This window comes from Streptomyces sp. NPDC002784 (assembly GCF_053592135.1).
Genome location: NZ_JBSFVD010000009.1, coordinates 135,823 through 158,564 on the forward strand (window position 1 = coordinate 135,823; position 22,742 = coordinate 158,564).

A 22,742-nucleotide genomic window follows, 5' to 3' on the forward strand; every position below is an offset into this window, starting at 1 on the left:
TGCGGGCGACCGTGCCGGCACCGCCCGCCACAGCGGGCGGGCGCGCGGCGGACCGCGCACTCCCGCTGGACATGGAGAAGTTGCTCACCGCCCGGCTGCACGCCGTCACGGTCCGCCCCTATCTGGCCGTCGCGCTCTTCGCGCTGCGGGTGGTGGAGGACCGGTCGGTGCCGACGATGGCGGTCGACGCGCACTGGCGCTGCTACGTCTCCCCCGGCTTCGTGGCCCGCACCCCGGTGGAGGAGCTGGCGGGCGTCTGGGTGCACGAGGTCTCGCATCTGCTGCGGGACCATCACGGGCGCGGCGAGCGCTACGCGCGGGAGCATGAGGAGTACGGGCCGGGCGAGCGGCTGCGGCGGAACATCGCCGCCGACTTCGAGATCAACGACGACATCTACGGCGACGGACTGCCCCGGCCCACCGGGGTGGTGCTCCCGTCGCTGCTGCGGCTGCCCGACGGGCTGCTGATGGAGGAGTACCTGGACAGGGCGTCGCTGTCCGGGCTCGTCGCCGAGCTGGCCTGGCTGGACTGCGGCGGCGGTGCCGACGGCGAGGAGCGGCCGTGGGAGCTGGGAGCCGATGGTTCCCACGGGCTGAGCAAGCAGCAGCGGGACGCGGTGCGGTTCCGGGTCGCCGAGGGGATCAAGGGCCGGCCGGGCGACGCTCCGGAGGGGTGGCGGCGCTGGGCGGACGAGGTCTTCCATCCGCCGCAGCCGTGGCGGCGGTTGCTGGGGGCGGCGGTGCGCTCCGCGGCCGGGGCGCCGGGGGTGGGCGAGAACCACAGCTACCGGCGTCCGTCCCGGCGGTCGGCCGCTGTCCCCGGGGTGCTGCTGCCGGGCCTGCGGCGGATCCCTCCCCGGGTCTGCGTGGTGATCGACACCTCCGGTTCGGTGAGCGACGCCGAGCTGGGCAGTGCGCTGGTGGAGGTGGCGGCGATCTCCCGGGCGGTGGGCGGCCGACGGGACCTGGTCTCGGTGGTCTCCTGTGACGCGGCGGCCGGGATCGCGGGCCCGATCTGCCGCGCCGAGGACATCGAGCTGACCGGCGGCGGGGGTACGGACCTGCGCTCCGGCTTCGCCCTGGCGCTGCGCTCGCGGCCCCGCCCGGACGTGATCGTCGCGCTGACGGACGGCCAGACCCCGTGGCCGTCCGCGCCGCCGCCCTGCCGTACCGTCGTCGGCCTCTTCCCGCGTCCGGGCCGCCCCGCGGACGAGGACGACCCGGACTACGTCCCGGACGCCCCGCCGCCCTGGGCACGGGTCGTCACCATCGGCTGAACGGACGGGCGCGCGGGGCCCGGGGGAGGTGTGGGGTGGGGGCGGTCCTGGGGCGGGTTCCGGTCCACCATGCATGGGAGCGCTCCCACCCCACTGGGTCGGAACGTAGCGTTGCGGGGCGCACTTGTAAACGCCTGGCGCACGCACAGTCCCCCCAAGTGCGCAGGGCCGCACCCCCGTTGCCAGGGGTGCGGCCCTCAACAGCCGTGCGGTTCCGCTTACTTGCGGATCAGGCTGCGCAGCACGTACTGCATGATGCCGCCGTTGCGGTAGTAGTCCGCCTCGCCGGGGGTGTCGATGCGGACGACCGCGTCGAACTCGACGCCGGTGTCGGTGGTGACCTTCACCGTGCGCGGGGTGGTGCCGTTGTTGAGCTCCTCGACGCCGGTGAAGGAGAAGGTCTCCTCGCCGGTCAGGCCGAGGGACGCGGCCGAGGCGCCCTCCGGGAACTGCAGCGGCAGCACGCCCATGCCGATGAGGTTCGAGCGGTGGATGCGCTCGTAGGACTCGGCGATGACGGCCTTGACGCCGAGCAGCGCGGTGCCCTTGGCGGCCCAGTCGCGGGACGAACCGGAGCCGTACTCCTTGCCGGCCAGGACGACCAGCGGGATGCCCTGCTCGATGTAGTTGCGCGAGGCGTCGTAGATGAACGACACCGGGGCCCCTCCTTCACCTTCGGCGGACCGGGTGAAGTCGCGGGTGTAGCCGCCCTCGGTGCCCGGCGCGATCTGGTTGCGCAGGCGGATGTTGGCGAACGTGCCGCGGATCATGACCTCGTGGTTGCCGCGGCGCGAGCCGTAGCTGTTGAAGTCACGGCGCTCGACGCCGTGCTCCGTGAGGTACTTGCCGGCCGGGGTGTCGGCCTTGATGGCACCGGCCGGGGAGATGTGGTCGGTGGTGACCGAGTCGCCCAGCTTGGCGAGCACGCGGGCACCGGTGATGTCGGTGACCGGCGTCGTCTCCATCGTCATGCCCTCGAAGTACGGGGGCTTGCGCACGTAGGTGGACTGCGGGTCCCACTCGAAGGTGTTGCCGGTCGGGATGGGCAGCGCCTGCCACTGGGCGTCGCCCGCGAAGACGTCCTGGTAGGACTTGGAGAACATGTCCTCGCCGATGGCGTTGGCGACGACGTCGTTGACCTCGGCCTCGGAGGGCCAGATGTCCTTGAGGTAGACCGGGTTGCCGTCCTGGTCGGTGCCCAGGGCGTCCTTGGTGATGTCGACCTTCATGGAGCCGGCGAGGGCGTACGCGACGACCAGCGGCGGGGACGCCAGGTAGTTCATCTTGACGTCGGGGTTGATCCGGCCCTCGAAGTTGCGGTTGCCGGAGAGGACCGAAGTGACCGCGAGATCGTGGTCGTTGACGGCCTTGGAGACCTCCTCCGGCAGCGGGCCGGAGTTGCCGATGCAGGTGGTGCAGCCGTAACCGACCAGGTTGAAGCCGACCTTGTCCAGGTACGGGGTCAGACCGGCCTTGTCGAAGTAGTCGGTGACGACCTTCGAACCCGGGGCGAGGGTGGTCTTGACCCACGGCTTGCGGGTCAGGCCCTTCTCCACGGCCTTCTTCGCGACGAGGGCCGCGGCGACCATGACGTACGGGTTGGAGGTGTTGGTGCAGGACGTGATCGCGGCGACCGTCACCGCACCGTGGTCGATCTCGTACGTCGAGCCGTCGGGGGCGGTCACGGGGACCGGCTTCGACGGGGCGCCGTTGGGGGTGTTCGCCGGGGCGTCGGAGGCCGGGAAGGACTCCTTGCCCGCCTCGTCCACGTCGTCCACGTAGTTGCGCACGTCCTGGGCGAACTGCTGGGCGGCGTTCGCGAGGACGATGCGGTCCTGCGGGCGCTTCGGGCCGGCGATCGACGGGACGACCGTCGACAGGTCCAGCTCCAGCTTCTCGGAGAAGTCCGGCTCGGCGGCCGGGTCCAGCCAGAGGCCCTGCTCCTTGGCGTACGCCTCGACGAGCGCGAGCTGCTGCTCGGAACGGCCGGTCAGCTTCAGGTACTTGATGGTCTCGTCGTCGATCGGGAAGATCGCGGCGGTGGAGCCGAACTCCGGCGACATGTTGCCGATGGTGGCGCGGTTCGCGAGCGAGGTGGCGGAGACGCCCTCGCCGTAGAACTCGACGAACTTGCCGACCACGCCGTGCTTGCGCAGCATCTCGGTGATGGTCAGCACCAGGTCGGTGGCGGTGGTGCCGGGGGTGAGCTCACCGGTCAGCTTGAAGCCGACGACGCGCGGGATGAGCATGGAGACCGGCTGGCCGAGCATCGCGGCCTCGGCCTCGATGCCGCCGACGCCCCAGCCGAGCACGCCGAGGCCGTTGACCATGGTGGTGTGCGAGTCGGTGCCGACCAGGGTGTCGGGGTAGGCCTGGCCGTTGCGGACCATGACCGTGCGGGCCAGGTGCTCGATGTTCACCTGGTGGACGATGCCGGTGCCCGGCGGGACGACCTTGAAGTCGTCGAAGGCGGTCTGGCCCCAGCGCAGGAACTGGTAGCGCTCCTTGTTGCGGCCGTACTCCAGCTCGACGTTCTGCGCGAACGCTTCGTTCGTGCCGAACTTGTCGGCGATGACGGAGTGGTCGATGACCAGCTCGGCCGGGGAGAGCGGGTTGACCTTCGCCGGGTCGCCGCCGAGTTCCTTGACGGCCTCACGCATGGTGGCGAGGTCCACGACACAGGGCACGCCGGTGAAGTCCTGCATGATCACGCGGGCGGGCGTGAACTGGATCTCCTGCGACGGCTGGGCGCTCGAGTCCCATCCGCCGAGCGCGCGGATGTGGTCGGCGGTGATGTTCGCGCCGTCCTCCGTGCGGAGCAGGTTCTCCAGCAGGACCTTGAGGCTGTACGGAAGGCGGGCCGAGCCTTCCACCTTGTCCAGCCGGAAGATCTCGTACGACTCGTCGCCCACCTGCAGCGTGCTGCGGGCGTCGAAGCTGTTCGCCGACACGACAGTCTCCTTCTTTGATGTGCGCGTTCCCACCGCATCCTGCCGCCACGACGACTTCGCCGATCCGCTAAGGTAAGGCTAAGTTAGGTCACCCTTACTGCCAGACCGATGATCGCGTGCGGCTGCGGTACGCCTCGGCAGATATCTCGATGTCGAGATAACTCTAGTACATGGGGCCGGGATGGTCATGCCCGGCCTCCGTGTGATGTCCTCCTTCCACCATGAAGCGAGGCGATTTCCACCGGCATGCGGGCGGCTGGACAAAGTGGGTACCGCTGCCGACGACCGCATGGACGCGGCTGCGTCCCGGGCGCGCCCCGCTGCGCTGCCCCCTGCTGACCGACGACGACCTGGCGCGCGCCGCCTGGACGGCCACCCACCTGCCCGACCTCTTCACCGCGCTCCGGCACGCCGTCTGCGCCCACTACGAGGGCTTCCCCGAGGGACTCGACGTGCGCGCCGTCCACCTCCACCCGGTCTCCCGGGACGGCATCCCCTACGTCGGCGTCGAGTTCCGCGACCTCGGCGTCGCCGTGCACGGCACCCGCGTGGTGGACCTCGGCGGACCCGAGATCGCCACCGAGCGCCGGATCGCGGAGGAGGACGCCGCGAACCCGCGCACCGGCCTGGACGAGGCGCTCATCGGCTACTGGAGCAGCATCCCGTTCGACTACGGCGTGATGGAGTGCTCGGAGTTCGAGTTGCGCGCCAACGGCCAGGGGTGGAGCAATCTGGCCAACGCCCTCGGCGAGTGCGTCACCCGGCTCACCTGGCGGTGCCCCGAACCCGGCCTGCTGGAGCTGCGGACGGAGCAGGGGCGGGTGTCACGGCACGCGTACGTCGTCACCGGCGCGCCCATAGCCGCGGTCACCTTCGACGAACCCGTGGAATTCTGCCATCAGTTCGCCAGGCCGGGGTAGCCGAAAGAGGTCCGAACCACTTCGACGGGAGGCATCCATGCCGCTCACCTTTCGCAAGAGCTTCCGCATCCTGCCCGGGGTCCGGCTGAACATCAACCGGCGCTCCTGGTCCATCACCACCGGTGGGGCGAACGGGCCCCGGCACACCCACAGCAGCACCGGACGTCGTACGACATCGATGGATTTGCCCGGACCTTTCGGGTGGCGCCGCACCCGTACCGCCAGGCGGCGTTGACGCCCCGTCACCCGTACGGGCCCCCCAGGAGGCGCCATCTCATATCTGAGATAACCTCAATCCCATGGCAGACGACTACCTCGTACGCATCGGCAAGCTCATCCGTGACGCCCGGCAACACCGTGGCTGGACACAGACGCAGCTGGCCGAGGCGCTCGGCACCAGTCAGAGCGCCGTCAACCGGATCGAGCGCGGCAATCAAAACATCAGCCTTGAGATGATCGCCCGTATCGGTGAAGCCCTGGACAGCGAAATCGTCTCTCTGGGCTACGCGGGCCCGATGCATCTGCGGGTGGTGGGCGGCCGACGGCTGTCCGGCGCGATCGATGTGAAGACGAGCAAGAACGCGTGCGTGGCCCTGCTGTGCGCCTCCCTGCTCAACAAGGGGCGCACGGTGCTGCGCCGGGTCGCCCGCATCGAGGAGGTCTACCGGCTGCTGGAGGTGCTCCAGTCCATCGGTGTGCGGACGCGCTGGATCAACGGCGGGGTCGACCTGGAGCTGGTGCCCCCGGCCGAGCTGGACATGGGCGCCATCGACGCCGAGGCGGCCGTCCGCACCCGCTCCATCATCATGTTCCTGGGCCCGCTGCTGCACCGGATGGACGCCTTCAAGCTGCCCTACGCGGGCGGCTGCGACCTCGGTACGCGCACCATCGAGCCGCACATGATCGCGCTGCGCCGGTTCGGCCTGGACATCGCGGCCACCGAGGGCCTGTACCACGCCCAGGTGGACCGGGCGATCTCCCCCGACCGCCCGATCGTGCTGACCGAGCGCGGGGACACGGTCACCGAGAACGCGCTGCTGGCCGCCGCCCGTCACGACGGCGTGACCACGATCCGCAACGCCTCCTCCAACTACATGGTCCAGGACCTGTGCTTCTTCCTGGAGGCGCTCGGCGTCAAGGTCGAGGGCATCGGCACCACCACGCTCACCGTGCACGGCGTACCGACCATCGACGTCGACGTCGACTACTCCCCCTCCGAGGACCCGGTCGAGGCGATGAGCCTGCTGGCCGCCGCGGTGGTGACCGAGTCGGAGCTGACGGTGCGCCGGGTGCCCATCGAGTTCCTGGAGATCGAGCTAGCGGTCCTGGAGGAGATGGGCCTCGACCACGACCGCACCCCCGAGTACGTCGCGGACAACGGCCGTACGCGCCTGGTGGACCTGACCGTCCGGCCCTCCAAGCTGGAGGCGCCGATCGACAAGATCCACCCGATGCCGTTCCCGGGCCTGAACATCGACAACGTCCCCTTCTTCGCGGCCATCGCGGCCGTCGCCTCGGGCAAGACCCTCATCCACGACTGGGTCTACGACAACCGCGCGATCTACCTGACCGACCTCAACCGCCTGGGCGGCCGCCTGCAGTTGCTGGACCCGCACCGCGTCCTGGTCGAGGGCCCCACCCGCTGGCGCGCCGCCGAGATGATGTGCCCGCCGGCCCTGCGCCCCGCGGTGGTCGTCCTGCTGGCGATGATGGCGGCGGAGGGCACGTCGGTGCTCCGCAACGTCTACGTCATCAACCGCGGCTACGAGGACCTCGCCGAGCGCCTGAACTCGATCGGCGCGCAGATCGAGACGTTCCGCGACATCTGAAAGTCTTCAGAAGAGGCGCCGCCACGTTCGGTCGGTATCAAAACCTCACCCCCTCTCCAGCCGCCATAATGGAGTCATGCATCACCCTGCGAGCCCCCCGAGCGACCTCTCCGGTGAGGTCGCCGAGGACCTTGCTCTGTACCGGGAGAAGTTCCGGCGGCGTCTGCCGGAGTCGCTGGACGAGTTGCACGGCCCCAGCCAGGGGGTCGTGGAGCTACCGCTGCACATGGCCTGGTCCGGGATGACGTCGTACGACCTGGGCAAGCCGCGCCAGCGCATGGGCATGTACCGCACCGTCCTGCACGAGGGGTTGCACGACGACCTGCCCCGCTATCTCAACCAGGACCTGCTCCTCCAGCTGTGGCCGGTGCTGCGCACCCTCGTCGGCCGTACCGTGCGCGCCGTATGGGAAGAGGCCTTCCCCCAGCTTGCCTCCCGCACCCGGGCCGCCGCGTGACGGACATGCCGGAGCTGCACACGCGGCTCCTGGCGGATGTGATCGCCCTCGGCTCGGCGTATCCATTGGTACTCACCGGTGGATACGCCGTGCGGGCACACCGCCTCGTGAACCGCCCCAGCCAGGATCTCGACGTCGCCACCGAGAATCCGGCCCCCATGGCCGAGGCTGGGAGGTGCACGCGCTGGAGACCGCCCCGTTGTCCGCGCGCTTCACCGTGACTGACCCGGCCACCGGGCAGGACTGCGAGGTCGACATCCTCAAGGAGAACTTCTGGCGGCCGGTCGCCCAGAGCCCGTACGGGCCCGTCCTCGCGGAGGAGGACGTGATCGGGACCAAGGTCCGCGCCCTCGCCGACCGCGGAGCGCCTCGCGACCTGATCGACGTGTTCGCGGCCTCACGCCGCTGGCCCAATGCCGAGCTCGAGGAGTTCGGCCGACGCCACGCCCGCGGCCGCTTCGAGCGCGAGGATCTGCAGGCGAACCTCACGGGCGCCGAGTGGACCGACGACGAAGCCTTCGCTGCCTACGGCCTCGATGACGCCGCCATCACCGCCCTCCGTGCCTGGGCCTTGGAGTGGGCCGACGACCTCGCGGCGTGTCTCCTCGAAGAGGCCGATGATCCGGAGATCGAGTAATCACGTCCAGTACTCGCATGCTGGCAGTGGCCACGCCGGCACTCCTGCCGTGGTTCCGCTCCTCGGCGGCCAATGCGGCCCCCGCGCCGGCGCTCCGGGCAAGACGGTCTGGCCGGAACTCGACTTGGCGTGAGACGTGCGGGACTCGGCCAGTCGGCCACCGGGTTCGCGCCAGCGGCCTCGCGGGCCAGGCTCAATTGACCGTCACTGTCAGTGCTGAGCGGTGGGAGTTGTCACCCCGTTTCCGCGCGCAGCAGGAGGCACTGGCCCGGATATGGCGGGACGACGACCGGGTCCGGGTCGGCACCGTCCACACTTTCCAGGGCGGACAGCGCGACGTGATGGTGCTCAGCCCGGTGGCGGCGCCCAACACCCCGCCCCGGACCACGCACTGGGTCGCGAGCCAGGTCAACCTGTGGAACGTGGCGGTCACTCGGGCCAAGTCGCAGTTGATCACCGTCGGCAGCCTCGCTTTCTGGCAGGAGCAGAGCGGCCTGCCGGCCCTCCTCGCCACGCGCTCGGCGCCGCTGGGAGCAGGCGATCACGGCGCTCCGGCCGAAGCGGGCACGGCCGGCCCGGTGGCCGAGGCCCGCGAGTGCCTCGCCGACCGCCTGCAGCGGTACCTGACCGGACGGGGGATCACCGATCTGGAGCGGGCCGTGCTGGTGGGCGGGCACCCGGTGGACCTGCTGTTCACCGACGCCGGCGACAACACGGCGGTGCTCATCGACCCCGGACCGGAGCCGGGCGCGGACCCCGCGCGGCACCTCAGGCTCCTCCACGCGCGAGGCGACCTGCTCACCGGCCTGCCTTCCGGGGGCCACGGCGCCAAAACCTGCCCGGTGAGCCGGACGGTGCGGGTACCCGCCTGGCGGATCCTGTCCGGCGAGACCGCTCTGGCACCGCTGTTCGACTGAGCCACGTGCAGGGCCAGGCTCCTCGGAACCTGGCCGACGGCCCGCTCAACCGTGGGACAGGCTCCGTACGACGTACGTCATGTGCTGGAGGTTTCCCGCCCTCAGCCACTCCGTGGGCCCGCCCACACCCTCACTGCTCGTGAGCGGGCCGTTCGCACAGTCACTCAGCCACTCCTCACCCGGCCCGGCTCCTGCTCCCCGGAACTCGGGCAGTTCGGTGATCCGGCGGGCCGCGGCACGGTTGACGGCGATCCGGTCGGGGCCTCGGGTCAGCGTCTTGACGAAGAGGTACGTACTGGCGGTCGTGTAGCGGAGCACACCCCAGGGCGGGCCGCCCTTTCTCCCGGGCGCCGGGGCCTGTGCGAGGGCGCCGGGGGGCTGCACCCCGAAGTCGCCGTAGCCGAGCAGCGGGGCATAGGCCCGGCCCGCCGCGCGCACCTCGTGCCACATGCGCCACTCCGCCCGCGACGCCTCGCACGATCCCTCCTCCGACATGTCGGCGGTGATCCGCGGAATGCCGCCTCCGAGCAGGGCGGCGGTCCGCCAGACCGCCAAGGGCATCAGCGCGTCGAGGGCGCGCAGCGCCTCCTTGCCCGCGTCGGGCCGGTCGTCGAGGACCGCGCCCATGTCGAGCAGCAGATCCAACGGCACCTCCGGACCGGTCAGCGCCAGCAGGCCCCTGACGCCTTCCCCGAGGCGGCCGTCCCACTCCCCCGAGACCCGCACCCGCACACCCAGGCCGCGCAGGCACCGTCGGGCCGTCTCCACGGCCGCAGCCTGCTGCGCCTGGCTCCTCTCGGGCCCGGTGACCGGCCGCAGCCGCCCCAACTCGCAGTACACGGCCAAGGCTTCGGCGAGGGCGGCGGTCTGGGCATCCTCCCCGAAGGGAGCGTCGATCCATCCGCCGTGACGGCTCACGGCACTCACCGGATCGACGTACTTGCCGACCACCACGGCCAGCGTCTCCGGGGCCACCGCTGGCAACGGCGGCAGGTTCCACAGTGGCCTGACCGCGGCCCGGACGTCCGGCCAGAGCCGCCGGAAGGCCCCGGCCGCGTGCGGCTTCGTGGGCAGAACGGGAACATAGAGCGGTCCGGACATCGCGGCTCCCCCTCGACACCGTCCGTGCGCATCCCTTCCCGCCAGGGTCCGTTCATCTCGGAGCAGTTGAAAAGAGGGCGATTCCGGCCCGCATGGCCGATGTGGGCAAGAGCGCAGCGGCGGGTGACATGTTCCTGGGACGCCCGACTGCATCAGCAGGCACGGGCGTGAAACAACCGAAAGCCCATTCACACAGGTCAGTGCCCCGGGACATCTGAGCACGTAGGCTCGGGCCGTGCGGGCAAGCGGGTACGGACGAGCGGGGAGCGCCCTCGGGCGGCTGCTGCTCGTCGTCGTGCTCGCGCTCGGGGTGTTCGTGATGCACACCCTGGGGCACCCCGAGGACTCCTCCCATTCCGGGATGCGGGCGTCCTCCCACGCGGCGCCCATGGACCATCCGGCGGCGGAGGTGCCGGACGGGTCGTCCACGCACGAGCCCGCCGTGCCGATGGACCTGATGTCGCTGTGTGTCGCGGTGCTCTTCGGCGCCTTGGTGCTCGCCGCCTTGCTGAGGGCGGCGAGCGCCCGTGCCCGGGACCGGGCGGCCCGGCTCCTCGCCCAGGTCGCCGCCGTGGGGCGGCCCCGTCCTCCGCCGCGCGGCCCTGATCTCACCCAGCTGTCCGTTCTGCGGCAATAGGCCGACCCCTGCCACGGGCGCGAGCCCGTGACTCGGCATGCCCACGAACGGAACGACAACGCAAGGTGAGATCACCCATGACTGCAATCAAGCGCCGCCTCGCCGCGGCGGGCCTCGTCGCCACCGGCGCCCTGTTCCTCGCGGCCTGCGGGGGCGACGGCATGGACGGCATGGAGCACGGCGGCTCGGCGTCGGAGCCGGCGTCGCGGCCCGCCGGGACCGCGGCCGGCGCCTTCAACGACGCGGACGTCGCGTTCGCCCGGATGATGATCCCGCACCACGAACAGGCCCTGGAGATGGCGGAGCTGGCCGACGGCCGGGCCTCCGACGCGGAGGTCAAGGAACTCGCGGGGCGGATCGAGCGGGCCCAGGGCCCGGAGATCACGACGATGAAGGGCTGGCTGGAGTCCTGGAAGCAGCCGACCGCGGATCCTTCCGCGCCCGGCATGGACCACGGGTCGGGCCACGGCGGTGACGGCATGATGTCCGGCGCGGACATGGCGGAGCTGAAGGCCCTGAAGGGCACCGAGTTCGACCGGGCCTTCGCCGAGATGATGATCGAGCACCACAACGGCGCGATCGCCATGGCCGAGGACGAGCGGAAGAACGGCGAGAACCCCGACGCCCGGAAGATGGCGGCGGCGGTCGTCAAGAGCCAGTCCGCGGAGGTCGAACAGCTCCAGACCGTCGTCGACCGGCTCTCGTAGCGCGGAGGCCGGACTCCGCGGCGGCGTTCACCGACCGCGGAGTCCGGCCCGAGTCGTACGCGGTTGGCGGGGTCAGTTCGCGACGAGGGTCACGTCCTGCTGGTGGGCCGCGTGGAAGACGGGCAGCGGCAGGCCGCCCTTGGCGTCCAGCTCCATGACGGTCGCCTCCACGCGGGCCGGACCCGCTTCGAGCGAACTGCGGGACGGCTTGCCCGTGTTCTGCCAGCGGCGCTCCACGCCGTCGCAGACCGCGCGGGTGCCGCCGATGCCGTGGCGCAGACCCGACGAGGGATTGCCCACGGAGGAGCTGACGAAGACCGGGCCCGTGCCGCCGGTGCAGCGGTAGGTGCCGGAGAGGGTGACCGTGCCGTCGGCGGCGATGGTGCCGGTCGGGTCGACGGTCACCGTCTCGCCGGGGGCGGCGGGCGCGGCGGGGGCCGTGAGCAGGAGCAGGGTGGAAGCTGCGGCGGTGCCGAGGGCGGCGCGTACGGGCATGGGAAGACCTTCCGGTGAGCGGAGTTCGAGGGCCTCCACCAGTACCGGGCGCGCACGCCCACGCGCGTGATCGTCACCCCTTCGGTGGCGAGTCCGCGCCGGGCGTCCCCGGACCGTCCGGGAGTTGTCCCGGTGGTGTCACGCTTGCGGCCGGCCCGTGGCGATGAGTGCACGCCGGGAGGATGGTCTACCCATAGGAAGTGTCCGACCCATGGGGAGGCGCACCATGAGTGCTCACCAGACGTCGTGTTCCGTGACCGGTTCGCATGCTCCGCTCGTCGTCGCCGCCCATCCCGAGCAGGGGTGGAGCCTGCTGTGCGACGGCACCATCGTCTTCGACGACTCCGGCGAGCTGCTGCCGGACGGGCGGGTCGTGTTGCCTCAGCGTGTGCCGGTGGGCCGGCTGGTGGTGGCCGCCTGACCGGTTCGCTACGGGAGCACCGCGAAGCCGTCCAGTTCCACCAGCGCCTGCCGGTCCCACAGGCGCACGACCTCCACCACGGCCATCGCCGGGTAGTCCCGGCCCGCCAGTCGCCGCCAGGTCAGGCCCAGTTCACGGGCGTGCCCGCGGTAGGTCTCGATGTCCGTGGCGTACACCGTGACCCGGGCCAGGTCCGCCGGGGTGCCGCCCGCCGCGCGCAGGGCCGTCAGCAGGTTGCCCAGCGCCTTCTCGAACTGCTCCGGGAGCGTGTCGCCCTCGATCCTGCCGTCGGCGTCCAGGGCTGTCTGGCCCGCCAGGAACACCAGCCGTGAGCCCGTCGCCACCACCGCGTGGGTGAACCCCGTGGGCGGGGACAGCTCGGGCGGGTCGACTCGTCGCGCTGTCATGCTCGGGCCTCCAGGTCGGCGTACAACTCCTTGGCGATGATGCCGCGTTGCACCTCGCTGGCGCCCTCGTAGATCCGCGGGGCCCGGACCTCGCGGTACAGGTGCTCCAGGAGGTGGCCCCGGCGCAGGGCCCGGGCGCCGTGCAGCTGGACGGCCCGGTCGACCACGTACTGCGCCGTCTCGGTCGCCAGCAGCTTCGCCATCGCGGCGCGCCTCGGGACGTCCGGGGCGCCTTCGTCGTACGCGGTGGCCGCCGCGTACACCATCAAGCGGGCCGCCTCGGTGCGCAGGGCCAGCTCGGCGACCTGGTGGGCGACCGTCTGGAGGTCGCTCAACGTGCCGCCGAACGCGTCCCGTCGGGCGGTGTGGGCGAGCGTCGCGTCCAGGGCCGCCTGTGCCATGCCGACCGCGAAGGCGCCGACGCTGGGCCGGAAGAGGTTCAGGGTGCCCATCGCCACCCGGAAGCCCCGGTCGGGTTCGCCCAGGAGGTCGTCGGCCGTCACCGGGACCGCGTCGAAGGCCAGCGTCCCGATGGGGTGCGGGGAGAGCATGTCGAGGGGGGCGCCGGTCAGGCCCGGGCGGTCGGCCGGTACCAGGAACGCGGTCACGCCCCGGGATCCCGCGCCCGGGGTGGTGCGGGCGAACACCGTGTAGAAGTCGGCGTCGGGGGCGTTGGAGATCCAGCACTTCTCGCCGGTGAGGCGCCAGGCGGACGGGCCGTCGGGGTGGGCGGTGAGGGACAGGGCCGCCGCGTCCGAGCCCGCACCCGGCTCGCTGAGCGCGAACGCGGCCACCGCCGTGCCCGCGCCGACCCTCGGCAGCCAGTGCTCGCGCTGGGCCGGGGTGCCGTGGGCGTGGACGGGGTGGGCGCCCAGGCCCTGGAGGGCGAGCGCCGTCTCCGCCTCCGTGCACGCGTAGGCCAGGGACTCGCGCATCAGGCACAGCTCAAGGGCGCCGGAGGTGAACAGGCGGGGCAGCAGGCCGAGGCTGCCCAGTGCGGCGACGAGCGGGCGGTTGACCTGGCCGGGTTCGCCCTTCTCGGCGAGCGGGCGCAGGCGCTTCGCGGCCAGCAGGCGCAGTTCGGCACACCAGGCGGTCTGTTCCGGTTCGAGTGAGAATGCGGACATCGCCGTCCTCTCCGCCCGCGGCCGGTCGACGGGACCGCGGGGCCACTCCCCCGACGGTATCGCGCGCAGTTGACTGCCGTCACCAACGCGATACGCTCCTCGAGCGAGCCCACCAGGCAACCAGGGAGCCCACCAGGCAAGGGGGCGCACCGCCATGAACGTCTCGGCGCATCTCGACACCTTCGCGCGCGACCATCTCCCGCCGCCTGACCAGTGGCCCGAGCTCACCTTCGATCTGCCCGAGCTGCGTTACCCCGAACGGCTGAACTGCGCCGCCGAGCTGCTGCACGGCCCCCCGGACGACCGTCCGGCGTTCCACACCCCCGGCGGTCCCAGCTGGACCTACGGCGAGCTGCGGGCCCGGGTCGACCGCCTCGCGCATCTGCTGACCGGCGACCTCGGGGTCGTGCCGGGCAACCGGGTGCTGCTGCGCGGCCCCACCAGCCCCTGGCTCGCGGCCTGCTGGCTCGCGGTGCTGAAGGCGGGCGCGGTCGCCGTGACCGTCCTGGCCCAGCAGCGCCCGCAGGAACTGCGCACGATGTGCGAGATGGCCGAGGTGAGCCACGCGCTGTGCGACATCCGGGCCGTCGACGACCTCGCCAAGGCGGAGATACCCGGGCTGCGGATCGCCACGTACGGCGGTGACGCCCCGGACGACCTGCTGAAGCGGCCGGCGCCGCCCACCCCGTACACCCCCGTGGACACCGCCTGCGACGACGTGGCGCTGATCGCCTTCACCTCCGGCACCACCGGGCGGCCCAAGGGCTGCATGCACTTCCACCGGGATGTGCTGGCGACGGCGGACACCTTCTCCAAGTACGTGCTCCAGCCCCGTGCGGGCGATGTCTTCACCGGCAGTCCCCCGCTCGGCTTCACCTTCGGGCTCGGCGGGCTCGTGGTCTTCCCGCTGCGGGCCGGGGCGAGCGCGCTGCTGCTCGAACAGGCCGGCCCCCGGCAGTTGCTGTCCGCCGTCGCCGAGCACCGGGTGACGGTGCTGTTCACCGCGCCGACCGCCTACCGCGTGATGCTGGACGAACTGGACGGGCACGACGTCTCCAGCCTGCGCCGCTGCGTCTCGGCCGGCGAGAACCTGCCCGCCGCCACCTGGCGGGCCTGGCACGAGCGGACCGGGCTGCGCATCATCAACGGCATCGGCGCCACCGAACTGCTGCACATCTTCGTCGCCGCCGCCGACGAGCACATCAGGCCCGGCACCACCGGGCTGCCGGTGCCCGGCTGGCAGGCGCGCGTGGTGGACGCCGACGGCCGGGAGAAGCCCGACGGGGAGCCGGGACTGCTCGCGGTGCGCGGGCCGGTCGGCTGCCACTATCTCGCCGACCCCCGCCAGCGCGAGTACGTACGGCACGGCTGGAACATCACCGGCGACACCTACGTCCGGGAGAGTGACGGCTACTTCCGTTACGTCGCCCGCGCGGACGACATGATCATCTCGGCCGGGTACAACATCGCGGGCCCGGAGGTCGAGGAGGCGCTGCTGCGCCACCCGGACGTGCTGGAGACGGCGGTGGTGGGCCGGCCGGACGCCGCGCGCGGACAGGTCGTGATGGCGTTCGCGGTGCTCAGGCCGGGTGCGCCCCGGGACGCGGCCAGGCTGCGCGCCTTCGTCAAGGCGGAACTCGCGCCGTACAAGTGCCCGCGCGAGATCGTCTTCCTGGACGCCCTGCCGCGCACGGCGACCGGCAAGCTCCAGCGGTTCAGGCTGCGTCTCGCGGCCGACGCCGCGGGTGACCGGCAGTGATACCGACGACCTAAGATGATCAACGTGTCCGACCAGCATGCACCACGGTCTTTGATCGTCACGCTCTACGGCGCCTACGGCCGCTTCGTGCCCGGCCCGGTGCCCGTCGCCGAACTGATCCGGCTGCTGGCCGCGGTGGGCGTGGACGCTCCCTCGGTGCGCTCGTCGGTGTCCCGCCTCAAACGGCGCGGGCTGCTCGTCCCCGCCCGTACCGCCGAGGGCGCGGCCGGTTACGAACTCTCCCCGGACGCGCGCCAGTTGCTCGACGACGGCGACCGGCGCGTGTACGCCACCGCGCCGCCCGACGAGGAGGGCTGGGTCCTGGCGGTCTTCTCCGTACCGGAGTCGGAGCGCCAGAAGCGGCACGTGCTGCGTTCCCGGCTGGCGGGCCTCGGCTTCGGCAGCGCCGCCCCCGGCGTGTGGATCGCGCCCGCGCGGCTGTACGAGGAGACCCGGCACACCCTGGCGCGGCTGCGCCTGGAGGCGTACGTCGACTTCTTCCGCGGTGAGCACCTCGGCTTCACGCCCACCGTCCAGGCGGTCACCCGCTGGTGGGACCTGGCGGCCGTCGCCAAGGAGCACGAGGCGTTCCTCGACCGCCACGCGCGCGTGCTGCACGCCTGGGAGCAGCGCTTGGACACCCCGCCCGAGGAGGCGTACCGCGACTATCTCCTCGCCCTGGACTCCTGGCGTCATCTGCCGTACGTCGATCCCGGGCTGCCCGCCCGGCTGCTGCCCGAGGACTGGCCCGGGGTGCGGTCGGCGGAGGTGTTCCGTGCGCTGCACGCGCGGCTGAGGGACGCGGGGGCCGTCTTCGCCGGGCTGTGACACCGGCCATGCCCTCGGTCACTCAGAGAACCCTCAGGCTCTTCCGTCGCTGTTCTCAGATTCCTTGCCTAGCGTGCGGCGAGTTGCATGCCCGGTAAGGAAAAGGACTGTTGCGCATGACCACCACGGCAAGGGCTCGGGGAGCCACGATCTGGCTCACCGGGCTGCCGAGCGCGGGCAAGACGACGATCGCCCGGCTGCTGGGCGACCGGCTCAGGGCCGAGGGACATCGCGTGGAGGTCCTCGACGGCGACGAGATACGCCGCTTCCTCTCCGCGGGCCTGGGCTTCTCCAAGGAGGACCGGGCCACCAACGTGCAGCGCATCGGCCTGGTCGCGGAGGTGCTGGCCCGCAACGGCGTGCTCTGCGTCGTCCCCGTCATCGCCCCGTACGCCGACAGCCGCGAGGCGGTGCGCCGGCGCCACGAGGCGAGCGGGACGCCGTACGTCGAGATCCATGTCGCCACTCCGGTGGAGGTGTGCAGCGAGCGGGACGTGAAGGGGCTCTACGCCCGGCAGGCCGCGGGCGAGCTGTCCGGTCTCACCGGCGTCGACGATCCGTACGAGCCGCCGGTGGACCCGGCGCTGGTGCTGCGGACGCAGGAGCAGAGCCCGCGCGAGTCCGCGGACGCCGTGCACGCGGTGCTGGCGGAGCGGGGGCTGGTGTGAGGTCCGGTCTTTCCCACCTGGACGCGCTGGAGTCCGAGGCGGTGCACATCTTCCGGGAGGTGGCGGGTGAGTTCGAGCGGCCGGTGATCCTGTTCTCCGGCGGCAAGGACTCGATCGTCATGCTGCACCTGGCGCTGAAGGCGTTCGCGCCGGCGCCGGTGCCGTTCTCGCTGCTGCACGTCGACACCGGGCACAACTTCCCCGAGGTCCTCGACTACCGGGACCGGGTGGTGGCGGCCCATGGGCTGCGGCTCCATGTGGCCTCCGTACAGGACTACCTCGACCGGGGTGTGCTGCGCGAACGTGCCGACGGGACGCGGAATCCGCTGCAGACGCTGCCGCTGACCGAGAAGATCCAGGCGGAGAGGTTCGACGCGGTCTTGGGCGGCGGGCGCCGCGACGAGGAGAAGGCCCGCGCCAAGGAGCGGGTGTTCTCGCTGCGCGACGAGTTCTCGCAGTGGGACCCGCGCCGCCAGCGGCCCGAGCTGTGGAACCTCTACAACGGCCGGCACGCCCCCGGCGAACACGTCCGGGTGTTCCCGCTGTCCAACTGGACCGAGCTGGACGTGTGGCAGTACATCGCCCGCGAGGGCATCGAGCTGCCGGAGATCTACTACGCCCATCGCCGTGAGGTGTTCGCGCGGGGCGGCATGTGGCTGACGGCGGGCGAGTGGGGCGGCCCGAAGGACGGCGAGACCGTCGAGAAGCGGCTCGTGCGCTACCGGACCGTCGGTGACATGTCCTGCACGGGCGCGGTGGACTCCGACGCCGACACCATCGAGAAGGTGATCGCCGAGATCGCCGCCTCCCGGCTCACCGAGCGGGGCGCGACCCGCGCCGACGACAAGACGTCCGAGGCCGCGATGGAAGACCGCAAGCGCGAGGGGTACTTCTAGCCATGAGCACCACCATCGACACCCTGCGGTTCGCCACGGCCGGTTCCGTGGACGACGGCAAGTCCACCCTCGTCGGACGGCTGCTGCACGACTCCAAGTCGGTGCTGGCCGACCAGCTGGAGGCCGTCGAGCACGCCTCCCGCAACCGCGGACAGGACACCCCCGACCTCGCGCTGCTCACCGACGGCCTGCGCGCCGAGCGGGAGCAGGGCATCACCATCGACGTGGCGTACCGCTACTTCGCCACCCCGCGCAGGCGGTTCATCCTCGCCGACACCCCCGGCCACGTGCAGTACACCCGGAACATGGTCACCGGCGCCTCCACGGCCGAGCTGGCCATCATCCTGGTCGACGCCCGCAACGGCGTCGTCGAGCAGACCCGCCGGCATGCCGCCGTGGCCGCGCTGCTCCGGGTTCCGCAGGTCGTCCTCGCCGTCAACAAGATGGACCTGGTCGGATACGAGGAGGAGGTGTTCGAGCGGATCGTCGAGGACTTCGCGGGTCACGCCGCCGAGTCCGGGCTGCCCGGCTTCACGCCGATCCCGGTGTCGGCGCTCGCCGGTGACAACGTGGTGCAGCGCTCGGCGCACATGGACTGGTACCGGGGCCCGGCCCTGCTGGAGTTCCTGGAACAGGTTCCGGTCGGCGCCGAGGCCGCGGACGCGCCGGTCCGCTTCCCGGTGCAGTACGTCATCCGGGACGGCGAAGCGCGGCACTACGCGGGCCAGTTGGCGTCCGGGGCGCTGCGCGTCGGCGACCGGGTCACCGTGCACCCGTCCGGCGCGACCTCGGAGATCACCGGTATCGACGTGCTCGGGTCCGCGCGGGAGGTGGCGTGCGCGCCGCAGTCGATCAGCGTACGGCTGGCCGATCAGCGGGACGTGTCGCGCGGTGACCTGATCACCGCGGGGGTCGATGTGCCGGCGCTGACCCGGCAGGTCCGGGCGGCGGTGTGTCATCTGGCCGACCGTCCGCTGCGGGTCGGTGACCGGGTCCTGGTCCGGCACACCTCGCGGACGGTGCAGGCGATCGTCCAGGAGCTGGGGGGTGCGGCGGAGCTGAGGGCGAACGACCTCGGCCGGATCGTGCTGCGCACCGCGGAGCCGCTGGCGCTGGACGACTACCGGGTCTCGCGGCGCACGGGGGCGTTCATCGTGATCGACCCGGCGGACGGGGCGACGCTGACCGCGGGCATGGCCGAGCTGTAGAGCGCCTGCCTTACAACTAGGACGTACGCCCTCATGTCCCCAGCGTCAGGCGGGGCTTGGGGGCGTCCGCGCGGCCCGTCCGGGGGCGGCGGCTGCCCGCCCGGTACTGGACCGGCCAGACCACGCCCGGCCCCTCGTACGACTGCTCCGCCGCCGCGTGCAGCGTCCAGTTGGGGTCGTAGAGGTGGGGGCGGGCCAGGGCGCACAGGTCGGCGCGGCCCGCCAGGAGCAGGGAGTTGACGTCGTCCCAGGAGGAGATCGCGCCCACCGCGATCACCGGGACGCCGGTGCTGTTGCGGATGCGGTCCGCGTACGGCGTCTGGTACGAGCGCCCGAACTCCGGTTGCTCCTCGGCCACCACCTGCCCGGTCGACACGTCGATCGCGTCGGCACCGTGCGCGGCGAAGGCGCGGGCGATCTCGACGGCGTCCTCGGCACCGGTGCCGCCCTCGGCCCAGTCCGTGGCGGAGATGCGGACGGTCATGGGCCGTTCCTGCGGCCATACGCCCCGGACCGCGTCGAAGACCTCCAGCGGGAAGCGCAGCCGCTTGTCCAGGGAGCCGCCGTAGGCGTCGGTGCGGCGGTTGGTGAGCGGGGAGAGGAAGCCGGAGAGCAGATAGCCGTGCGCGCAGTGGAGTTCGAGGAGGTCGAAGCCCGCGCGGGCGGCACGCCAGGCCGCCGCCGTGAACTGCTCGCGCAGATCGGTGAGCTGGGCGCGGGAGAGCTCGCGCGGGGTCTGGCTCCCGGGCTTGTACGGGAGCGCGGAGGCGGCCACCAGCGGCCAGTTGCCGTCGGGCAGCGGCTCGTCGATGCCCTCCCACATCAGCCGGGTCGAGCCCTTGCGCCCGCTGTGGCCGAGCTGCACGCCGATCGCGGTGCCGGGCGCCCGGGTGTGCACGAAGTCGGTGATCCGGCGCCATGCCTCGGCCTGCTTGCCGTTGTAGAGGCCGGTGCAGCCGGGGGTGATCCGGCCCTCGGGGCTGATGCACACCATCTCGGTCATCACCAGGCCGGCCCCGCCGAGGGCCCGGGCGCCCAGGTGGACCAGGTGGAAGTCGCCGGGGAGTCCGTCCACGGCCGAGTACATGTCCATCGGTGAGACGACGATCCGGTTGCGCAGGGTCAGCCCGCGCAGCCGGAACGGGGTGAACATCGGCGGCGTACCGGGCGGGCAGCCGAAGGCGCGTTCCACCGATGCCGTGAAGCGGGCGTCGCGCAGGCGGAGGTTGTCGTGGGTGACCCGGCGGCTGCGGGTGAGCAGGTTGAACGCGAACTGGCGCGAGGGCTGGCCGAGGTAGCGGGCGATGTCCTCGAACCACTCCAGGCTGGCGCGGGCGGCGCGCTGGGTGGAGGCGACGACGGGTTTGCGCTCCTCCTCGTAGGCGCTGAGCGCGCTGGGGATGCCGGGCTGTTCCTGGAGGCACGCGGCGAGTGCGAGGGCGTCCTCCACCGCCAGCTTCGTGCCCGAGCCGATGGAGAAGTGGGCCGTGTGCGCGGCGTCGCCCAGCAGCACGATGTTCTCGTGCGACCAGCGTTCGTTGACGACCGTGCGGAAGGTCGTCCACGCGGACTTGTTGGAGTGCAGGGGGCGGCCGCGCAGGGCTTCCGCGAAGATCTTGGCGCAGCTGTCGATGGACTCCTGCGGGTCGGGTCCGTCGAAGCCGGCGGCGCGCCACACCTCCTCGCGCATCTCGATGATGACGGTGGAGGCGTCGGGGGCATAGGGGTAGCCGTGCAGCTGCATCACGCCGTGTTCGGTCCCGGCGATGTCGAAGCGGAAGGCGTCGAAGGCGAAGTCGGTGGCCAGCCAGATGTAACGGCAGTGGTGGGTGGCCACATGGGGGCGGAACACATGGGCGTAGACCTGACGGGTGGTGCTGTGCACACCGTCGGCGGCGATGACCAGGTCGTGGGTCTCCGCCAGCCGGGCGGGACCGGGGGCCTCGGAGGCGAAGCGGAGTTCCACGCCGAGGGCGCGGCAGCGGTCGTGCAGGATCTGCAGGAGGCGTTTGCGGCCGAGGGCGGCGAAACCGTGTCCTCCGGAGGTGTGGCGGGAGTCGCCGTGGACGATGTCGATGTCGTCCCAGCGGATGAAGTCCTGTCGCAGGGCCGCGTAGACCTCGGGGTCGGCGTGTTCTACGCCGCCCAGGGTTTCGTCGGAGAGGACCACGCCGAAGCCGAAGGTGTCGTCGGGGGCGTTGCGTTCCCAGACGGTGATCTCGCGGGTGGGGTCGAGGCGTTTGAGGAGGGCGGCGGCGTAGAGGCCGCCGGGGCCGCCGCCGATGATCGCCACCTGGAGGGGGTGGCTGGTGGGGGGCGGCGACTGCGGGTTCGTGGGGGCCGGTCGCGCGATTCCCCGCGCCCCTTGAGGCCGGATCACTTACCGCCCCTTCCACTTCGGGGGGCGCTTTTGCTGGAAAGCCTTGTGGAACTCCGCGTAGTCCTCGCCCGTCATCAGCAGGGCCTGGGTCGAGGCGTCCAGTTCCACCGCTGCCGCCAGGGGCATGTCGAGTTCCGCCGTCAGGAGCGCCTTGGTCTGGGCGTACGCCAGGGCCGGGCCCTCGGACAGGCGGCGGGCCAGGGACCGTGCCGCCTCGTCCGCCCGGCCCTCCTCGGTCAGTTCGCTGATCAGGCCGATGCGTTCGGCCTCCGGCGCCCGTACCGGGTCGCCCAGCATCAGCAGGCGGGTGGCGTGGCCGAGGCCGACGACCCTGGGCAGCAGGTACGCCGCTCCCATGTCGCCGCCGGACAGGCCGACCCGGGTGAACAGGAACGCGAAGCGGGCCGAGGGGTCGGCGACGCGGAAGTCGCAGGCCAGGGCCAGCACCGCGCCCGCGCCCGCCGCCACGCCGTGGATCGCCGCGATCACCGGGAACGGGCACTCGCGGACCGCCCGCACCACCTGGCCGGTCATCCGGTTGAAGTCCAGCAGCTGGGCCGTGTCCATGGACAGCGTCTCGCCGATGATCTCGTCCACGTCCCCGCCGGAGCAGAAGCCGGGCCCCTCCCCGGCCAGCACCAGGGCCCGTACCGCCCGCTCCCGGGACAGCTCGGCGAGGAGGTCGCGCAGGTCGGCGTAGGCGCCGAAGGTAAGGGCGTTGAGCTTCTCGGGGCGGGCGAGGGTGACGGTGGCGACGCCGTCGGTGAGGTCCACCCGCAGATGGCGCCAGCGCTCGGTCCGGGCGGCGGAGCCGGTGAAGGGACTCATGGCGGGCGGCCTCCTCGGGCGGACTGCGGGCGGCGCTGTTCCACTGAGGTCTACCCGACGAAGTTATCACCCATCCGTGACTGTCGTCAGGATGGCGCGATACGTCACGGCGGCGACCCGGGTGTCACGGGTCGTCGACGCCCCGGTAACGACGGGAGCAACGGCGCGAGGCGCGCCGTTCACCTGGGTAGGCCGCTGGTCACCGGGGTGGAAGGCCCCGGGCGGTGCCCGCCGGACACCTCCGGCGGGGGCCCCGTACCATTTCTCTGGTCGAGAGCAGGACAGCCTGCTT

Annotated in this window: 21 protein-coding genes and 1 pseudogene; 15 read left to right on the plus strand and 7 right to left on the minus strand. The window is 71.8% G+C overall.

The window, feature by feature from the left end; genetic code table 11:
* Window positions 1–71: 71 nt before the first annotated feature.
* Complete coding sequence (locus ACWD1Z_RS18675) at window positions 72–1,277, plus strand: vWA domain-containing protein (protein WP_451120030.1); 1,206 nt, start codon at window positions 72–74, stop codon at window positions 1,275–1,277.
* Between the two features lie 218 nt (window positions 1,278–1,495).
* Here ACWD1Z_RS18675 and acnA read toward each other — a convergent pair whose 3' ends face one another.
* Window positions 1,496–4,228 (minus strand): aconitate hydratase AcnA, encoded by a 2,733-nt coding sequence (gene acnA / locus ACWD1Z_RS18680; RefSeq protein ID WP_451119894.1) that lies wholly within the window; start codon window positions 4,226–4,228, stop codon window positions 1,496–1,498.
* Window positions 4,229–4,449: 221 nt separating this feature from the next.
* Between acnA and ACWD1Z_RS18685 the strand changes: the two genes are divergently transcribed.
* The 6 genes and pseudogenes from ACWD1Z_RS18685 to ACWD1Z_RS18710 all read left to right on the plus strand — a co-directional run bounded on the left by ACWD1Z_RS18685 (window position 4,450) and on the right by ACWD1Z_RS18710 (window position 8,988).
* Window positions 4,450–5,148 carry a hypothetical protein gene (locus ACWD1Z_RS18685; protein ID WP_451119896.1) on the plus strand — a complete coding sequence of 233 codons (699 nt, stop codon included), beginning with the start codon at window positions 4,450–4,452 and terminating at the stop codon, window positions 5,146–5,148.
* A 37-nt stretch (window positions 5,149–5,185) separates the two neighbouring features.
* Window positions 5,186–5,383, plus strand: coding sequence for a DUF4236 domain-containing protein (locus ACWD1Z_RS18690; RefSeq protein ID WP_190194188.1), 198 nt, complete (start codon window positions 5,186–5,188; stop codon window positions 5,381–5,383).
* 64 nt (window positions 5,384–5,447) lie between these two features.
* Window positions 5,448–6,977 carry a helix-turn-helix domain-containing protein gene (locus ACWD1Z_RS18695; protein WP_451119898.1) on the plus strand — a complete coding sequence of 510 codons (1,530 nt, stop codon included), beginning with the start codon at window positions 5,448–5,450 and terminating at the stop codon, window positions 6,975–6,977.
* 76 nt (window positions 6,978–7,053) lie between these two features.
* Window positions 7,054–7,434: a hypothetical protein gene (locus ACWD1Z_RS18700; RefSeq protein ID WP_451119899.1), complete on the plus strand. Its 381-nt coding sequence runs from the start codon at window positions 7,054–7,056 to the stop codon at window positions 7,432–7,434.
* A gap of 5 nt (window positions 7,435–7,439) precedes the next feature.
* Window positions 7,440–8,071 (plus strand): annotated as a pseudogene (locus ACWD1Z_RS18705) (nucleotidyl transferase AbiEii/AbiGii toxin family protein).
* Between the two features lie 197 nt (window positions 8,072–8,268).
* Entirely contained in the window at window positions 8,269–8,988 is a 720-nt protein-coding gene (locus ACWD1Z_RS18710) for an AAA domain-containing protein (protein WP_451119901.1), read from the plus strand.
* Between the two features lie 45 nt (window positions 8,989–9,033).
* Here the strand turns inward: ACWD1Z_RS18710 and ACWD1Z_RS18715 are convergent, their stop codons facing one another.
* On the minus strand, window positions 9,034–10,089 hold the full coding sequence (locus tag ACWD1Z_RS18715) for a beta family protein (protein WP_451119902.1): 1,056 nt from the start codon (window positions 10,087–10,089) through the stop codon (window positions 9,034–9,036).
* Window positions 10,090–10,324: 235 nt separating this feature from the next.
* Between ACWD1Z_RS18715 and ACWD1Z_RS18720 the strand changes: the two genes are divergently transcribed.
* Together ACWD1Z_RS18720 and ACWD1Z_RS18725 are read left to right on the plus strand one after the other, a co-directional pair.
* Entirely contained in the window at window positions 10,325–10,726 is a 402-nt protein-coding gene (locus tag ACWD1Z_RS18720) for a DUF6153 family protein (RefSeq protein ID WP_451119904.1), read from the plus strand.
* Between the two features lie 77 nt (window positions 10,727–10,803).
* Window positions 10,804–11,433, plus strand: a complete 630-nt coding sequence (locus tag ACWD1Z_RS18725) for a DUF305 domain-containing protein (RefSeq protein WP_451119906.1) — start codon at window positions 10,804–10,806, stop codon at window positions 11,431–11,433.
* A 72-nt stretch (window positions 11,434–11,505) separates the two neighbouring features.
* Here ACWD1Z_RS18725 and ACWD1Z_RS18730 read toward each other — a convergent pair whose 3' ends face one another.
* Complete coding sequence (locus tag ACWD1Z_RS18730; RefSeq protein ID WP_451119908.1) at window positions 11,506–11,928, minus strand: DUF6299 family protein; 423 nt, start codon at window positions 11,926–11,928, stop codon at window positions 11,506–11,508.
* A gap of 226 nt (window positions 11,929–12,154) precedes the next feature.
* Here ACWD1Z_RS18730 and ACWD1Z_RS18735 point away from each other — a divergent pair, with 226 nt between their 5' ends.
* Window positions 12,155–12,349 carry a DUF5999 family protein gene (locus tag ACWD1Z_RS18735; RefSeq protein ID WP_451119909.1) on the plus strand — a complete coding sequence of 65 codons (195 nt, stop codon included), beginning with the start codon at window positions 12,155–12,157 and terminating at the stop codon, window positions 12,347–12,349.
* 8 nt (window positions 12,350–12,357) lie between these two features.
* On the opposite strand, the gene ACWD1Z_RS18740 is transcribed toward ACWD1Z_RS18735, so the two are convergent.
* Window positions 12,358–12,756: a RidA family protein gene (locus ACWD1Z_RS18740; protein ID WP_451119911.1), complete on the minus strand. Its 399-nt coding sequence runs from the start codon at window positions 12,754–12,756 to the stop codon at window positions 12,358–12,360.
* Complete coding sequence (locus ACWD1Z_RS18745; RefSeq protein ID WP_451119913.1) at window positions 12,753–13,883, minus strand: acyl-CoA dehydrogenase family protein; 1,131 nt, start codon at window positions 13,881–13,883, stop codon at window positions 12,753–12,755. Before ACWD1Z_RS18745 ends, ACWD1Z_RS18740 begins: the two co-directional genes overlap by 4 nt.
* Before the next feature lie 154 nt (window positions 13,884–14,037).
* On the opposite strand from ACWD1Z_RS18745, the gene ACWD1Z_RS18750 reads away from it, so the two are divergent.
* From ACWD1Z_RS18750 to ACWD1Z_RS18770, 5 genes are all read left to right on the plus strand, one after another.
* On the plus strand, window positions 14,038–15,642 hold the full coding sequence (locus ACWD1Z_RS18750; protein WP_451119914.1) for an AMP-binding protein: 1,605 nt from the start codon (window positions 14,038–14,040) through the stop codon (window positions 15,640–15,642).
* A gap of 15 nt (window positions 15,643–15,657) precedes the next feature.
* Window positions 15,658–16,470, plus strand: a complete 813-nt coding sequence (locus ACWD1Z_RS18755; protein WP_451119916.1) for a PaaX family transcriptional regulator — start codon at window positions 15,658–15,660, stop codon at window positions 16,468–16,470.
* A gap of 116 nt (window positions 16,471–16,586) precedes the next feature.
* Window positions 16,587–17,138 (plus strand): adenylyl-sulfate kinase, encoded by a 552-nt coding sequence (cysC, locus tag ACWD1Z_RS18760; RefSeq protein ID WP_451119917.1) that lies wholly within the window; start codon window positions 16,587–16,589, stop codon window positions 17,136–17,138.
* Window positions 17,135–18,034, plus strand: a complete 900-nt coding sequence (gene cysD, locus ACWD1Z_RS18765; protein WP_451119919.1) for a sulfate adenylyltransferase subunit CysD — start codon at window positions 17,135–17,137, stop codon at window positions 18,032–18,034. Before cysC ends, cysD begins: the two co-directional genes overlap by 4 nt.
* Before the next feature lie 2 nt (window positions 18,035–18,036).
* Complete coding sequence (locus ACWD1Z_RS18770; RefSeq protein WP_451119921.1) at window positions 18,037–19,242, plus strand: sulfate adenylyltransferase subunit 1; 1,206 nt, start codon at window positions 18,037–18,039, stop codon at window positions 19,240–19,242.
* 31 nt (window positions 19,243–19,273) lie between these two features.
* Here ACWD1Z_RS18770 and ACWD1Z_RS18775 read toward each other — a convergent pair whose 3' ends face one another.
* Window positions 19,274–21,595, minus strand: a complete 2,322-nt coding sequence (locus ACWD1Z_RS18775) for a bifunctional salicylyl-CoA 5-hydroxylase/oxidoreductase (RefSeq protein WP_451120032.1) — start codon at window positions 21,593–21,595, stop codon at window positions 19,274–19,276.
* 27 nt (window positions 21,596–21,622) lie between these two features.
* On the minus strand, window positions 21,623–22,450 hold the full coding sequence (locus ACWD1Z_RS18780; protein WP_451119923.1) for an enoyl-CoA hydratase family protein: 828 nt from the start codon (window positions 22,448–22,450) through the stop codon (window positions 21,623–21,625).
* Window positions 22,451–22,742: the final 292 nt, after the last annotated feature.